The sequence below is a fragment of the Micromonospora sp. WMMD956 genome (assembly GCF_029626125.1).
Taxonomy (GTDB): Bacteria; Actinomycetota; Actinomycetes; order Mycobacteriales; family Micromonosporaceae; genus Micromonospora; species Micromonospora carbonacea.
Map to the genome: position 1 here is coordinate 4,889,886 of NZ_JARUBI010000005.1, position 14,416 is coordinate 4,904,301.

Here is a 14,416-nt window from a genome sequence, read left to right on the forward strand (position 1 = left end):
GAGGCTCCGTGTCGGCGTCACCGTCGATGGGAGACCCCGCCATGGCAACCCTCGGAAGCCGCGTCCGCCGCCTGGCCCTGGCCCTGTGCGCCGGCCCAGTCCTCGCCGGCCTGCTGGCCACCACCGCGACCGCCGCTGCCGCCGTGCCGGCCGCGAAGCCGCATCGGGTCATGACCGTTACCGACACCTGGATGCGGGACACCGTCAGCGACGTCGGGCTCCAGCCGCACAGCACCGATCCCATCTGGGCCAGCCCGGACATCAAGGTCTGCCCGACGACGGTGGAGTGCGCGACCAGCATGTTCCCGGTCGTCGCTGGCTCGACCAGCTACATCTTCGTCAAGCTGCGCAACCCCGGTCCGTACGGGTCGGGCATCGACAGCGGGACGCTGCGGTTCTACCGGACGAGCCCGGGTGGCAGCCTGTCCTGGCCGCTGGGCTGGGTGCCGGTCACCTCGCGGGTCCTCATCGTCCCTGCGGGCGTGACGACGGTGCGGGTCGAGTGGCCCGCGGTGCCCGGCCCGGGGCACTTCTCCCTGCTGGCCGTCTGGGATTCGCTGACCGACCCGCTGCTGGTCATGACCACCGACATCGCGATCAACGTGCGGTACAACAACAACATCGCCATGCTCGACCTCATGTCGGTTTGACCCGACGGACCGTCCCGCCGGGGCGCGCCTGCCGGGTCTTCCTCGCTGGGGCCGGCCCTGCCGGGCGGGCCTGGGGGGCGGCCCGGTCAGGCCCAGCGGCGCAGCTCCCGCTTGGCCAGCGACGACCGGTGGACCTCGTCCGGGCCGTCGGCGAGGCGCAGGGTGCGGGCCTGGGCCCAGAGCCCGGCGAGCGGGGTGTCCTGGCTGACGCCCGCGCCGCCGTACCCCTGGATGGCCTTGTCGATCACCCACTCCGCCATCGCCGGGGTGGCGATCTTGATGGCCTGGATCTCGGTGTGCGCGCCCTTGTTGCCGACGGTGTCCATCAGCCAGGCGGTCTTGAGCACCAGCAGCCGGGCCTGCTCGATGCGGACCCGGGACTCGGCGATCCACTCCCGCACCACGCCCTGCTCGGCGAGGGGGCGGCCGAACGCGATCCGCTGGTTGGCCCGGCGGCAGAGCAGTTCCAGGGCCCGCTCGGCCATGCCCACCAGCCGCATGCAGTGGTGGATGCGCCCCGGGCCGAGGCGGGCCTGGGCGATGGCGAAGCCCGCCCCCTCCGCGCCGACCAGGTTCTCCGCCGGCACCCGGACGCCCGTGAAGTCGATCTCCGCGTGACCGCCGTGCGGGGCGTCGCTGTAGCCGAAGACCGTCAGGCCGCGCCGCACCGTCACGCCCGGCGTGTCCCGGGGCACCAGGACCATGCTCTGCTGGCGGTGCCGGTCGGCCCCGGGGTCGGTCTTGCCCATCACGATGAAGATCTCGCAGCGCGGGTCCATCGCCCCGGACGACCACCACTTCCGCCCGTCGATGACGTAGGAGTCGCCGTCGCGGACGATCCGGGTGGCGATGTTGGTGGCGTCGGAGGAGGCGACCTCCGGCTCGGTCATGCAGAACGCCGAGCGGATCTCCCCCTCCAACAGCGGCTTGAGCCAGCGGTCCCGCTGCGCCTCGGAGCCGAACTCGGCGAGCAGCTCCATGTTGCCGGTGTCCGGTGCGGCGCAGTTGACCGCCTCCGGGGCCAGGTGCGGGCTGCGCCCGGTCAGCTCCGCCAGCGGCGCGTACTGGAGGTTGGTCAGGCCCGCCCCGTAGCGGGGGTCGGGCAGGAAGAGGTTCCACAGGCCGCGCCGCCGCGCCTCGGCCTTCAGCTCCTCCAGCACGGGGGAGCGGGCCCACGGGTCGCCGGCCGCCGCGACCTGCTCGGCGTGCACCGCCTCCGCCGGGTGGACGCACTCCTGCAGGAACGTGCCGAGGCGCGCGCGCAGCTTCTCGGTGCGGGCGTCGAACTGGAAGTCCATCACTGCTCCCTGACTGCGCGCAGACCGTGCTCGACAAGCGGCGCGACCATGTCGCCGATCCGGTCGAAGCCCCCGCCGAGCGTCTGCCCGAGGGTGTGCCGGTAGTGGATCCCCTCGCAGATCACCGCGAGCTTGAAGCAGCCGAGGGCGATATGCCAGTGCAGCGGGCCGACGTCGACGTCGCCGCGCCCGGCGTACCGCTCGATCAGCTCGCGCCCGGCGGGGAAGCCGGCGCGCGGGCCGAGCCCGTCGGCGACGGGGTTGCCGGCGGCGACGTCGCTGTCGCCGAGCACGTCCCAGTACGTCAGCAGGAGCCCGAGGTCGGCCAGCGGATCGCCGAGGGTGGCCATCTCCCAGTCCAGCACCGCCCGCACCACCACCGGGCCGCCGCTGTCGGCGGGACTGCCGGGGCTGGCGGGACTGCCGGGGCTGGCGACGGTGGCGGGGTCGGCGTCGACCGTGGCGAGCAGGTTGTCCAGCCGGTAGTCGCCGTGCACGATCCGGCCGGCGTTCGCCCCCTCGGGCACCGAGCCGGCGAGCGCGTCGCGCAGCTCGTCGATGCCGGGCAGCGGGCGGCTGCGGGACTGGTCGAGCTGGCCGGCCCAGCGCCGCACCTGCCGGCCCAGGAAGCCCTCGGGGCGGCCGAAGTCGGTCAGCCCGACGGCGGCCGGGTCGACCGCGTGCAGGTCGGCGAGGGTGTCCATCATCGCCATGGCCAGGCCGCGGCGCTGCCCGGCGGTCAGCGCGTCGGTCTGCGACCGGCTGCGGAACACCTCGCCGTCGACCTTCTCCATCAGGTAGAACGGCGCGCCGATCACGTCGGTGTCCGGGCAGAGCAGCAGCGCCGCCGGGACCGGCACCGCGGTCGGGGCGAGCGCCGAGATGACCCGGTGCTCCCGGGCCATGTCGTGCGCGGTGGCGAGCACGTGGCCCAACGGCGGCCGGCGCAGCACGACCTCCCGCCGGGTCGCCCCGGTGCCGGCCCGCAGGGCGTACGTCAGGTTGGACTTGCCGCCGGCGATGAGCCGGGCCCGCAGCGGCGGGGCGGCCAGCTCGGGGCGGTGCACGGCCAGGTGGGCGGCGAGCCGGTCGAGATCCAGACCTTTCGGGGCGTCCGCGTCCGCACCGGGGCCGGTGCGCGGGTCGACGACGGCCGGATCGGTCATCCGACTAGTTGATGGCAGCTCACGCACCTTGTCAAGGTGGGATTTTCCCCTGGGACACGGCGCGGCAACAGGGACGAAATGGTCAACGGGCAGGCTGGTGCCCAGCCTGCCGGCCGCCCTGCGCCGGCCTGCCGAGCGGAGGGACGATCATGTTGCTGAGAGTTCGGGTGACCCTGCCGGACCGTCCCGGCACCCTCGGCCAGGTGGCCCGCACACTCGGCGTCTCCGGTGCCGACATCGTCCAGGTCGTCGTCCTGGAACGGCTCGGCGGGCGGGCGGTCGACGACTTCACCGTGGTGTGGCCGGGCGCCTCCCGGGTCGAGCGGCTGCTGGCCGGCCTGGCCGCCATCCCCGGCGTGCGGGTCGACGGCGTGTGGCGGGCGATCGGCGCGCCGACGACCACCGGGCAGGACGCCGAGCTGCTCGCCCAGGTCGCCGGCAACCCGGCCGACGGCCTGGCCACGCTGGTCGACGCGGTGCCGGGGCTGCTCGCCGCGGACTGGGCGGTGGCGGCGGTGGTCCCGCTGGACTGGGCCTCGCGCACCGGCGGCGGGGGCGGCGAGGCCACGGTGGCGCAGGCGAGCTGGCGGGTGCCGGTCCCGCCCAGCCTGCCCGAGATCACCCCGTTGCGGGCCCGCGCGCTGACCGGGGCCGACGGCACCCACTACGCGATCGCGCCGTTCGGCCGGGCCGGCCTGGTGCTGGTGGTGTCCCGCGACCAGACCGAGGCGCTGAGCCCCGCCGCGTTCCACTCCACCGAGGTGGACCGGCTCGCCCAGCTGGTCCGGGCCAGCGCGGTGATCCTCGGTGACCGGCTGGACCTGGTGGGCGCGCCGCCGGTGGTGGCCGGCGGCTGAGACTGTCGGGCCCCGGTGCGGGGCCCGTCGGCCGGAGTCGGGCCCCGGTGCGGGGCCCGCCCGGCGGCACCAGTGCGGGCCCGGCCGATGCGGCCGGGCCCGCACTGCCGTTCGCCCGCCCGGTGCCGACAGGGCGTGGCCAGGGTCACCACCTGTGGTGATGGTCATGCGCACGGTTCCCGCGCCGTCACCACCGGGCAACGGGCCCGCAACAGCCGGCCGGCATCGTCGTAGGCGGGTGAAGGGAGACAACCATGGCGCTGTGGCGGATCCGAGCCACCGTGGACGACCGGCCGGGCTACCTGTCGGTCCTCACGGCGAGCCTTGCGTTGCGCGGGGTCAACATCCTCACCGTGCAGGTGCACACCACCGAGGTCGGCGCGGTCGACGACTTCCTCGTCGACGCGCCGGACACCCTCGACGAGGCGGAGCTGATCGCGGCCGTGGAACGGGGCCGGGGCCGGGACTGCTGGGTGGCGCGCAGCGAGGCGCGCGGCCTCGCCGACCAGCCCACCCGGGTGCTCGGCCTGGCCACCCGGCTGGTCCGCGACCCCGACGCGGCGGGGGAGGCGCTGCGCACGCTGCTCGGCGCCGACGAGGTCACCTGGCGGCCCGCCGCCGTCGCGGGGGGCATCACCGGCACGACGATGACCCTGCCCGACCCCACCGGCGGGTCGTACGAGCTGCGCCGGACCGCGCCGAGCTTCACCCCGGCCGAATACGCTCGCGCCCAGGCGCTCGCCGAGCTGGCGGCGACCGTGGGCCGGCGGGAGGCAGACCAGGTCACCCTCGTCCTGCCCGACGGCGCGGAGGCGGTCGTCCGCCCGGCGACCGCCGGCGACCTCACCGCCGTGGTGGACCTGCACCGGGCCTGCTCGGCGGGCACCCTGCACCGCCGCTACCTCGGCGGGGCGGCGCAGCCCGCGGCGGCCCGGCTCGGCCGGCTGCTGGAGCCGGCCCAGGGCCTGACCCTCGTCGCGGCGGTGGCCGATCCGGCGGGCGCGGCGGTGGCCGGTCCGGGTTGGCCGACGTCGGCTCCGGGCGGGGCGCTGGACGGCTTCGCCGGGGCGGTTGCCGGCGCCGGCGGGGCGGTGGACGGTTTCGCCGGGGCGCTGGATGGTTCGGCCGGGGCGGTTGCCGGCCTCGGCGGTGCGGCGGGTCCGGGCGGTGCGGCGGTCGGTTCCGGCGGGGCGGCGGAACCGGTCGTCGCGATGGCGAACCTGCTCGTCGAGGGCGACGAGGCCGAGGTGGCGCTGCTGGTGCGCGACGACTGGCAGCGGCGGGGGATCGGCACGGCCCTGCTGCGCCGGCTGGTCCGGCACGCCGAGCGGGCCGGGCTGGCGGCGCTGGTGCTGCACGTCCAGGCGGAGAACACGCCGATGCTGCGTACCGTGCGCCGGCTGGCCCGGCCGACGGTGACGGAGCGGGACGGCACCCTGGTCACCGTCAGCCTCGCGGTGACCGGAGCCCCGGCCGGGGTGGTGCCGGCCCAGCTGCGCCGCCGCTGACCCCGTGCCGCAACTGCCCCGAGTCCGGCCGGCGGCTGATCAGCGGGCGCGCGGTCGGCCGGCGTACGTAGCCCAGGGAGTTCCGGTGACCGTACCGCCGTGCCGGGTGTTAACAGGGGGCCCCTGCTCTACCGAATGCGTTAACAGGGGGCCCTTCCTTACCCCGCAGACCGGCCGCCGGACGGAGGTCCGGCGGCCGGTCGCGGGCGCCTGCCCGAGGGGGTGCGGGCGGGCCCGCTCGGGGTTAGCCCGTGAAGGTGATGCGGTCCCGGCGACGGCGCAGCGTCATCAGGGCGACGCCGCCGCCGATCAGCGCGACGCCGGTGAGCGCCATGCCGGTGGCGGCCACGCCGGTCAGCGGCAGGTCACTGCCCCCGCCGGTCCCGCCCGACGGTGAGGTCGTCGGCGACGCCGAGTCCGACGGGGTGGGCGACTCGGAGGTCGACGGGGACTCCGAGGCCGACGGCGACTCCGAGGGCTCCGGGGACTCCGACGCCGACGGGGACTCCGACGGTTCCGGCGACTCGGAGACCGACGGCGTCGGGGTGGGGGTGGGGGTGGGCTTGGGGACCGTGCCCTTGCAGGTGTGGCTCACGTTGAAGTCGTCGCCGGTCCCGCTGATCGTGGCGGACCCGTCGACCAGCTTCCACCCGGCCGGGGTGAACAGGTAGGCGTGGATCTGCCGGGGGTCCTTGCCTCCGGTGGAGTAGAAGGAGTCCGGGTACGCGTCCGTGCCGTCCGGGATGTTCACCGTGACGTCGTTCGTGCCGTCGGAGAAGGTCAGCGTCAGGGTCTCGAAGCTGCCGCTGTTCTTGCCGGGCAGGACGAAGTGCCAGCCGTCGTGGTCGTCCGGCAGGTTCGCGAAGCGCTCGTCGTCGCACTGCTGGGTGAAGTAGCCCGCCTTCTTGCCATGGTGGGCCGACTTGAGGCCGATGGTGGACGACGCCCACGCCGGGGTGGCGAGGGCGAGGCAGGCGGTGGCGGCGGTCGCGGAGAAGGCCGCGCGCGCCACGCGCCGACGCTGTGACATGAGGTTTCCTCCGAGGGGGAGTCGAGGGGACGCCACATGATCGCCTCGGCGCATTCCGGCGGGGCATCGGATGAACGGCCTGAGCTGGGCGGACTCCGCGCCAAATCCCCCTTCCGGGAGGGGATTACCGCCGGCGGGCGGCGTGTCGACGTAACGGTTGCGGGCGGCGCGACGCCCGGATCCGGCGGGCGGTCGGGCGCAGGCTCGCGGTAGCGGGGTCTTCCCAAGTGTGCAATCCGCTGGATACATTGTCGGGCATCCATGGGAGCGCTCCCGCGCCTCCTCGGAGACCCCCACCACCCGCCTCCGCCGGCCCCGACCCCTCAGACGCCGTCCCGCGTCCGGTCGGGGCCGCCGGGCGCCATCCGTCAGGAGCTCGCAGATGCGTCACCCGAACCGGCCGTCGCGCGGCCGCCCCTGGCTGCGCCGCCTGCTCGCCGCCGGCGCCGCCCTGGCCGGCGGCCTCGCCATGGGCGTCGTCGCGCCGCAGGCCGCGCCAGTCGCCGCCGCGCCCGCCTTCAACTACGCCGAGGCGTTGCAGAAGTCGCTGTTCTTCTACGAGGCGCAGCAGTCCGGCAAGAAGCCGGCCTGGAACCGGGTCTCCTGGCGCGGGGACTCGGCGCTCACCGACGGCTCCGACGTCGGGGTGGACCTCACCGGCGGCTGGTACGACGCCGGCGACCACGTCAAGTTCGGCTTCCCGATGGCGTTCAGCGCCACCATGCTCGCCTGGGGCGCGGTCGAGTACCGCGACGGGTACGTCGCCTCCGGGCAGCTCACCCACCTGCTCAACAACCTGCGCTTCGTCAACGACTACTTCGTCAAGGCGCACCCCGCCCCGAACGTCCTCTACGGACAGGTCGGCAAGGGCGACGACGACCACAAGTGGTGGGGCCCGGCCGAGGTGATGCCGATGGCGCGTCCCGCGTACAAGATCGATTCAAGCTGTGGCGGCGCGGACCTGGCGGGGGAGACGGCGGCGGCGATGGCCGCGTCGTCGATGGTGTTCCGGCCCACCGACGCCACGTACGCCGACAAGCTGCTGACCCACGCCAAGCAGCTCTACACGTTCGCCGACACGGTGCGCAAGAGCTACCACGAGTGCATCACCGACGCGACGAGCTTCTACAAGTCGTGGAGCGGGTGGCAGGACGAGCTGGTCTGGGGCGCGATCTGGCTCTACCGCGCCACCGGCGACGCCGCCTACCTCACCAAGGCCGAGAGCGAGTACGACAAGCTCGGCACCGAGCCGCAGTCCACCACCCGGTCCTACAAGTGGACGATCGCCTGGGACAACAAGCAGTTCGGCGCGTACGTGCTGCTGGCCAACCTGACCGGCAAGCAGAAGTACGTCGACGACGCCAACCGGTGGCTCGACTACTGGACCGTGGGCGTCAACGGCGCGAAGGTGACCTACTCGCCGGGCGGGATGGCGGTGCTCGACTCGTGGGGCGCGCTGCGCTACGCGTCCAACACCGCGTTCGCCGCGCTGGTCTACAGCGACAAGACCACCGACGCCACCCGCAAGACCCGCTACCACGACTTCGCCGTCCGGCAGATCAACTACGCGCTCGGCGACAACCCGCGCAAGTCCAGCTACCAGATCGGCTTCGGGGCCAACGCGCCGAAGAACCCGCACCACCGCACGGCGCACGGCTCCTGGTGGGACAGCCAGACCGTGCCCACCGAGACCCGGCACGTGCTCTACGGCGCGCTCGTCGGCGGCCCGTCGGCGGCCAACGACGCCTACACCGACAGCCGGTCCGACTACGTGATGAACGAGGTCGCCACCGACTACAACGCCGGCTTCACCTCCGCCCTGGCCCGGCTCTCCGCCGAGTACGGCGGTACCCCGCTCGCCGGCTTCCCGGGCACCGAGACGCCGGACATCGACGAGCTCACCGTGGAGACCACGGTGATGCAGGCCGAGACCCGCGCCACCGGCCTCAAGGCCATCGTCTACAACAAGTCCGCGTTCCCGGCCCGCGCGCTGACCGACGGGAAGTTCCGCTACTACTTCCGTCCCGAGGGCAGCACCGCCGTCCAGGTCACCCCCGGCTACACCCAGGGCTGCCCGTCGCCGTCGGCGGCCAAGCAGCTCAGCGGCGACATCTGGTACGTCGAGGTCGACTGCACCGGTTACACCATCGCCCCCGCCGGGCAGTCGCAGCACCGGATGGAGGTGCAGTTCAAGATCGGCGTGCCGGAGGGCGGCACCTGGGACCCGACCAACGACCCGTCGTACCAGGCCACGGCCGGGCCGAACAAGAAGGTGCCGCTCTACTCCGGCGGTGTGCGCGTGTGGGGCGAGGAGCCGGGACCGGCCACCCCGGACACCGCCGCGCCGAGCGTGCCCGGCACGCCTGTCGCGTCCGCCGTCACGTCGAGCGGGCTCACGCTCACCTGGGCCGCCTCCACCGACACCGGCGGCAGCGGCCTGGCCGGGTACGAGGTGACCCGCACCTCGGCCGGCGCCGACCCGGTCGTCACCGCCTCGACGGGGACCACCCTGGCCGTGACCGGGCTGGCCCCGGAGCGGACGTACCAGTTCACCGTGCGGGCGCTCGACGGCGCGGGCAACCGCTCGGCGGCGTCGGCGGCGCTGACCGTCACCACGCCGGCCGGCCCGGCACCGGACACCACCCCGCCGACCGCACCCGGCACGCCCACCGCCTCCGCGGTCGGCGCGACCGGCCTGTCCCTGACCTGGGGCCCGGCCACCGACGCCGTCGGGGTCGTCAGCTACCGCGTCTACCGGGGCGGCAACGTCCTGGTCGGCTCCACCGCCGGCACCACGCTGGCGGTGACCGGGCTGACCGCCTCCACCACCTACACCTTCACGGTGGTCGCGGTGGACGCGGCCGGCAACGTCTCGCCCGCCTCGCCCGGCGTCACGGTGACCACCACGGCCCCGCCGGCCGGTGGCGGCTGCGCGGTGACCTGGACGGCGAACACCTGGGACACCGGGTTCACCGCGAACATCACTGTCACCAACACCGGCACCACGGCGATCAACGGCTGGACGCTGGCGTTCGCGTTCCCGAGCGCCGGGCAGAAGGTCGGGCAGGCGTGGTCGGCGAACGTGACCCAGACCGGCACCGCGGTGACCGCCTCGAACCTGTCCTACAACGGGACGATCGCGGCGGGGGCGGCGACGAGCTTCGGCTTCAACGGCACCCACACCGGCAGCACCGCGAAGCCGGTCGCCTTCACCCTGAACGGTTCCGCCTGCACCGTCTCCTGACCGCCGGGCGGGACGTGGCCGGCACCGCACCCGGTGACCGGCCACGTCCCGCCCGGCCAGAACTTTTCCGAAATGTTTCTGAAACACCATTGTCTGAACCGGCGAGTAATGGAAGCATCGACAGGGTTGAATATTTAGACGTGGACGCCCAGTCGTCGCGCCCTGACGGCCTGGGTGTTGGCCAGTAAGGAGGCCACGATGGCAACGAGCCCATCCCTCTATCGCGGCGGGAGTCGGCGACGGCGATCGCCCGCCGTCCGAGCGCTGCTCGCCGGTGCGCTCAGCGCCGTGACGGTGGCCGCCGTCGCGGTGGTGATGCCGGCGGCGAACGCCGCCGCGTCCACGCTCGGCGCGGCCGCGGCGCAGTCGGGTCGCTACTTCGGCACGGCTATCGCCGGGGGCCGGTTGAACGACTCCACGTACAGCACGATCGCGGGGCGTGAGTTCAACATGATCACGGCCGAGAACGAGATGAAGCCGGACGCGACGGAGCCCAGTCAGGGCCAGTTCAACTTCTCGGCCGGGGACCAGATCTACAACTGGGCGACCCAGCGTGGGCTGAAGGTCCGGGGGCACACCCTGGCCTGGCACGCTCAGCAGCCGTCGTGGATGGAGCGGATGAGCGGCAGCGCGCTGCGCTCCGCCATGATCAACCACATCAACGGTGTGATGGCCCACTACAAGGGCAAGCTCGCCGCGTGGGACGTGGTCAACGAGGCGTTCAACGAGGACGGCAGCCGCCGGCAGTCGAACCTCCAGGGCACCGGCAACGACTGGATCGAGGTGGCGTTCCGCACCGCCCGGGCGGCCGATCCGTCGGTGAAGCTGTGCTACAACGACTACAACATCGAGAACTGGAGCTACGGCAAGACGCAGGGTGTCTACCGGATGATCCAGGACTTCAAGTCCCGGGGTGTGCCGATCGACTGCGTCGGTTTGCAGACCCACTTCACCGGCGGCAGCTCGCTGCCGAGCAACTTCCAGACCACGTTGTCGAGCTTCGCGGCGCTGGGCGTGGACGTGGCGTTGACCGAGGTCGACGTCACCAACGCCTCGACCACCCAGTACGCCGGGCTCACCCAGGCGTGCCTGAACGTGCCCCGCTGCATCGGCATCACCGTCTGGGGCGTCCGCGACAGCGACTCCTGGCGCTCAGGCGAGAACCCGCTGCTGTTCGACGGCGGGGGCAACAAGAAGGCCGCGTACACCTCGGTCCTCAACGCCCTCAACGCGGCGCCCCCGACCTCCGGGCCGACCACGGGCCCGCCCACCACGCCCCCGCCCACCACGACCCCGCCGCCGAGCGGCGGCGCCGGCCGGATCGTCGGCGTGCAGTCGGGCCGGTGCATCGACGTGCCGAACTCCACCCAGACCAACGGCACCCGGGTGCAGCTCTACGACTGCCACGGCCAGACCAACCAGCAGTGGACGTACACCGCGAGCAAGCAGTTGATGGTCTACGGCACCAAGTGCCTGGACGCCAACGGCGCGGCCACCGCGAACGGCACCGGGATCATCATCTGGGACTGCAACAGCGGGCCGAACCAGCAGTGGAACGTCAACTCCAACGGCACCATCTCCGGCGTCCAGTCCGGCCGCTGCCTCGACGTGTGGGGCACCGGCAACGGCCAGCAGGTCCAGCTCTACGACTGCCACGGGCAGGCCAACCAGCAGTGGCGGACCGACTTCGGTGGTGGCACGCCGCCCACGTCGACCCCGCCGACCACCACGCCGCCGCCGACGGGCGGCTGCGCGCTCCCGTCGACCTATCGGTGGTCGTCGACCGGCGCGCTGACGAGCCCGAAGAACGGCTGGGTCTCGCTCAAGGACTTCACCAACGTCGTCTACAACGGCAAGCACCTGGTCTACGGCTCGTACGTCAACAGCAGCGGCCAGTACAGCTCGATGAACTTCAGCACGTTCACCAACTGGTCCGACATGGCCTCGGCCAGCCAGAACGGGATGAGCCAGGGCACCGTGGCGCCCACGCTGCTGTACTTCGCCCCGAAGAACATCTGGGTGCTGGCGTACCAGTGGGGACCGACCTCGTTCAGCTACAAGACGTCGAGCGACCCGACGAACGCCAACGGCTGGTCCTCCGCGCAGACGCTGTCCACCGCCACCCTCCCGGACGCCCCGTACGGCGTGATCGACCAGACCCTCATCGGCGACGACCAGAACATGTACCTGTTCTTCGCCGGGGACAACGGCAAGATCTACCGCCAGATCATGCCGCTCGGGAACTTCCCGGGCAGCTTCGGCTCCAGCTACACGACGATCATGACCGACTCGACGAACAACCTGTTCGAGGGCGTCGAGGTCTACAAGGTGGCCGGACAGAACCAGTACCTCATGATCGTCGAGGCGATCGGGAGCCAGGGGCAGCGCTACTTCCGGTCGTTCACGTCCAACAGCCTGAGCGGCTCGTGGACCCCGCAGGCCGCCAGCGAGAGCAACCCCTTCGCCGGCAAGGCCAACAGCGGCGCGACGTGGACCAACGACATCAGCCACGGTGACCTGGTCCGCACCAACCCCGACCAGACCAAGACCGTCGACGCCTGCAACCTGCAGTTGCTGTACCAGGGCAAGGACCCCAACGCGAACACCGACTACAACCTGCTGCCGTGGCGGCCGGGTGTGCTGACCCTCCAGCGCTAGGCAGCACCGCACTCGCGCAGAACCGCAGCGTGCCCGGCACCCCACGGTGCCGGGCACGCCTGTCGACGGACCCTGCCCGAGCCCGGCGGCGGGCGGCGGCCCGGCGGCAACCTGCTGCGGGCCGGCCGACTCAGCCGGACAGGTCCTCCGCGAGCAGGTCCATCAGCAGCGCGTCGTGCCAGCTCCCGTCCGCGCCACGCTCGTAGCGGCGCATGATGCCCACCGGACGGAACCCCACCTTGGCGTACGCCCGGATGGCCGCCGTGTTCGCCGCCGCCGGGTCGATGGTGAACCGGTGATGGCCGTACTCGTCGATCAGGTGCCGGGCCAGCGTGCGGATCGCGTCCCCGCCCAGCCCGACGCCGCGTACCGCCGGGTCGAGGAAGACGTCCAGGCTGGCGTGGCGGTAGTCCGGGTCGGTCTCGGCGTACCACTGGATGGCCCCGACGACCCGGCCGTCGTGCTCGACGGCGTACACCGTGAGGTCGTCGTCGCCGAGGTCGGCGCGGACGGCCTCGGTCAGGTCGTCGCCGCCGCGCCACCAGCGGCGCACCTCCGGCGTGGCCCGGATCGCCGCGAGGGCCGGCACGTCGTCGGCCGTCACCGGTCGCAGCGTGACCGCCCTGCCCCGCAGCACCCGCACCGGCCTCAGCCCCGCAGCTCGCCGTGCTCGACGCAGACCGCCGCCCAGCCCACCGGCAGCACCTGCACCTTCATCCGGCGTCGGCAGCGCGCGCAGAACCGGGGCGGCTCCAGCTCGCGCGCCGCCCGGCACGCCGCGTGGCCGCCGCCGTCGGCAGGTTCACCGCACCGGTCGCACCACGCCCCGGAAGCCGCCGAAGCCGCCAGAGCCCCCGAAGCGCCGGCCGCCGCCGGTGCCGCGGAGCCGCCGGAAGTCGCCGGCGTCCCCGAGGGAGCCGTCCCCGTCCCCGTCACAGCGTCGCGGAGAGCGCCTTGACCGGCATCTTCAACTCGGTCAGCAGCGCCAGGTCGTCGGTCGCCGGCCGGCCCAGCGTGGTCAGGTAGTTGCCGACGATGACCGCGTTGATGCCACCGAGCAGGCCGTCGCGGGTGCCCAGGTCGCCGAGGGTGATCTCCCGGCCCCCGGCGTACCGGAGGATGGTGCGCGGCATGGCCAGCCGGAACGCGGCGATGGCCCGCAGCGCGTCCTTGCCCTCGACCACCGGGCGGTCGCCCAGCGGGGTGCCCGGCCGGGGGTTGAGGAAGTTCAGCGGCACCTCGTGCGGGTCCAGCTCGGCCAGTTGCGCGGCGAACTCGGCCCGCTGCTCCACGGTCTCGCCGAGGCCGAGGATGCCGCCGCAGCAGACCTCCATGCCGGACTCGCGGACCATCCGCAGCGTCTCCCAGCGCTCCTCCCACGAGTGCGTGGTGACCACGTTGGGGAAGTAGGAGCGGCAGGTCTCCAGGTTGTGGTTGTAGCGGTGCACGCCCATGTCGACCAGCTCGTCGACCTGCTCCTGGCTGAGCATGCCGAGCGACGCGGCGACCTGGATGTCGACCTCGGCCCGGATCGCGGCGACGCCCTCGCGCATCTGCGTCATCAGCCGGGCGTCGGGGCCGCGCACGGCGGCCACGATGCAGAACTCGGTCGCCCCGGTCGCCGCCGTCTGCTTGGCCGCCTCGACCAGCGAGGGGATGTCCAGCCAGACCGAGCGGACCGGCGAGGCGAACAGCCCGGACTGCGAGCAGAAGTGGCAGTCCTCCGGGCAGCCGCCGGTCTTCAGCGACACGATGCCCTCGACCTCGACCTCGGGCCCGCACCAGCGCATCCGCACCTCGTGGGCCAGCTGGAGGGCGGCCGGGAGGTGCTCGTCGGGCAGGTTCAGCACCGCGAGAACTCCGGCCTGGTCGAGGCCGACGCCGTTCTCCAGCACCTGCTTGCGGGCCTGGTCGAGGATCTCTGGCATGGCTCGTACCCTACAAGGCGCCCGGCGCCGAAGAAACGCCCGAGCGCGCGGCCGGGCCACCCGCGCCCGGGCGCGGC

11 protein-coding genes are annotated in these 14,416 nt (G+C 73.1%); 5 read left to right on the top strand and 6 right to left on the bottom strand.

Features of this window, described 5'->3' with window-relative positions; all coding sequences use genetic code 11:
• Nucleotides 1–41: 41 nt before the first annotated feature.
• On the top strand, nt 42–650 hold the full coding sequence (locus O7628_RS22100; protein ID WP_278133291.1) for a hypothetical protein: 609 nt from the start codon (nt 42–44) through the stop codon (nt 648–650).
• An 86-nt stretch (nt 651–736) separates the two neighbouring features.
• Here the strand turns inward: O7628_RS22100 and O7628_RS22105 are convergent, their stop codons facing one another.
• Together O7628_RS22105 and O7628_RS22110 are read right to left on the bottom strand one after the other, a co-directional pair.
• Nucleotides 737–1,948, bottom strand: a complete 1,212-nt coding sequence (locus O7628_RS22105) for an acyl-CoA dehydrogenase family protein (protein ID WP_278133293.1) — start codon at nt 1,946–1,948, stop codon at nt 737–739.
• Nucleotides 1,948–3,114, bottom strand: coding sequence for a phosphotransferase family protein (locus tag O7628_RS22110; protein ID WP_278133295.1), 1,167 nt, complete (start codon nt 3,112–3,114; stop codon nt 1,948–1,950). The genes O7628_RS22105 and O7628_RS22110 overlap by 1 nt, the downstream gene beginning before the upstream one ends.
• A 149-nt stretch (nt 3,115–3,263) precedes the next feature.
• Here O7628_RS22110 and O7628_RS22115 point away from each other — a divergent pair, with 149 nt between their 5' ends.
• Both O7628_RS22115 and O7628_RS22120 read left to right on the top strand, forming a co-directional pair.
• On the top strand, nt 3,264–3,971 hold the full coding sequence (locus O7628_RS22115) for an amino acid-binding protein (protein ID WP_278133296.1): 708 nt from the start codon (nt 3,264–3,266) through the stop codon (nt 3,969–3,971).
• Between the two features lie 254 nt (nt 3,972–4,225).
• Nucleotides 4,226–5,479: a GNAT family N-acetyltransferase gene (locus O7628_RS22120; protein WP_278133297.1), complete on the top strand. Its 1,254-nt coding sequence runs from the start codon at nt 4,226–4,228 to the stop codon at nt 5,477–5,479.
• 244 nt (nt 5,480–5,723) lie between these two features.
• Here O7628_RS22120 and O7628_RS22125 read toward each other — a convergent pair whose 3' ends face one another.
• Nucleotides 5,724–6,509 (bottom strand): LPXTG cell wall anchor domain-containing protein, encoded by a 786-nt coding sequence (locus O7628_RS22125; protein ID WP_278133299.1) that lies wholly within the window; start codon nt 6,507–6,509, stop codon nt 5,724–5,726.
• Between the two features lie 382 nt (nt 6,510–6,891).
• Here O7628_RS22125 and O7628_RS22130 point away from each other — a divergent pair, with 382 nt between their 5' ends.
• Nucleotides 6,892–9,753 carry a glycoside hydrolase family 9 protein gene (locus tag O7628_RS22130; protein ID WP_278133300.1) on the top strand — a complete coding sequence of 954 codons (2,862 nt, stop codon included), beginning with the start codon at nt 6,892–6,894 and terminating at the stop codon, nt 9,751–9,753.
• A gap of 198 nt (nt 9,754–9,951) precedes the next feature.
• On the top strand, nt 9,952–12,411 hold the full coding sequence (locus O7628_RS22135; protein WP_278133302.1) for a non-reducing end alpha-L-arabinofuranosidase family hydrolase: 2,460 nt from the start codon (nt 9,952–9,954) through the stop codon (nt 12,409–12,411).
• Between the two features lie 130 nt (nt 12,412–12,541).
• Here O7628_RS22135 and O7628_RS22140 read toward each other — a convergent pair whose 3' ends face one another.
• The 3 genes from O7628_RS22140 to bioB form a co-directional block, all read right to left on the bottom strand.
• Entirely contained in the window at nt 12,542–13,048 is a 507-nt protein-coding gene (locus tag O7628_RS22140) for a GNAT family protein (protein ID WP_229404563.1), read from the bottom strand.
• A gap of 11 nt (nt 13,049–13,059) precedes the next feature.
• Nucleotides 13,060–13,260: a hypothetical protein gene (locus tag O7628_RS22145; RefSeq protein ID WP_278136378.1), complete on the bottom strand. Its 201-nt coding sequence runs from the start codon at nt 13,258–13,260 to the stop codon at nt 13,060–13,062.
• An 83-nt stretch (nt 13,261–13,343) separates the two neighbouring features.
• Nucleotides 13,344–14,339 carry a biotin synthase BioB gene (gene bioB, locus O7628_RS22150; protein ID WP_278133304.1) on the bottom strand — a complete coding sequence of 332 codons (996 nt, stop codon included), beginning with the start codon at nt 14,337–14,339 and terminating at the stop codon, nt 13,344–13,346.
• Between the last annotated feature and the right edge of the window lie 77 nt (nt 14,340–14,416).

Bases quoted from the DNA above. Each gene is read 5' to 3' on its own strand.
- O7628_RS22100 (WP_278133291.1), top strand. From the start codon at position 42: ATGGCAACCCTCGGAAGCCGCGTCCGCCGCCTGGCCCTGGCCCTGTGC.
- O7628_RS22135 (WP_278133302.1), top strand. From the start codon at position 9,952: ATGGCAACGAGCCCATCCCTCTATCGCGGCGGGAGTCGGCGACGGCGA.
- O7628_RS22110 (WP_278133295.1), bottom strand. From the start codon at position 3,114: ATGACCGATCCGGCCGTCGTCGACCCGCGCACCGGCCCCGGTGCGGAC.
- bioB (WP_278133304.1), bottom strand. From the start codon at position 14,339: ATGCCAGAGATCCTCGACCAGGCCCGCAAGCAGGTGCTGGAGAACGGC.
- O7628_RS22130 (WP_278133300.1), top strand. From the start codon at position 6,892: ATGCGTCACCCGAACCGGCCGTCGCGCGGCCGCCCCTGGCTGCGCCGC.
- O7628_RS22120 (WP_278133297.1), top strand. From the start codon at position 4,226: ATGGCGCTGTGGCGGATCCGAGCCACCGTGGACGACCGGCCGGGCTAC.
- O7628_RS22105 (WP_278133293.1), bottom strand. From the start codon at position 1,948: ATGGACTTCCAGTTCGACGCCCGCACCGAGAAGCTGCGCGCGCGCCTC.
- O7628_RS22115 (WP_278133296.1), top strand. From the start codon at position 3,264: ATGTTGCTGAGAGTTCGGGTGACCCTGCCGGACCGTCCCGGCACCCTC.
- O7628_RS22125 (WP_278133299.1), bottom strand. From the start codon at position 6,509: ATGTCACAGCGTCGGCGCGTGGCGCGCGCGGCCTTCTCCGCGACCGCC.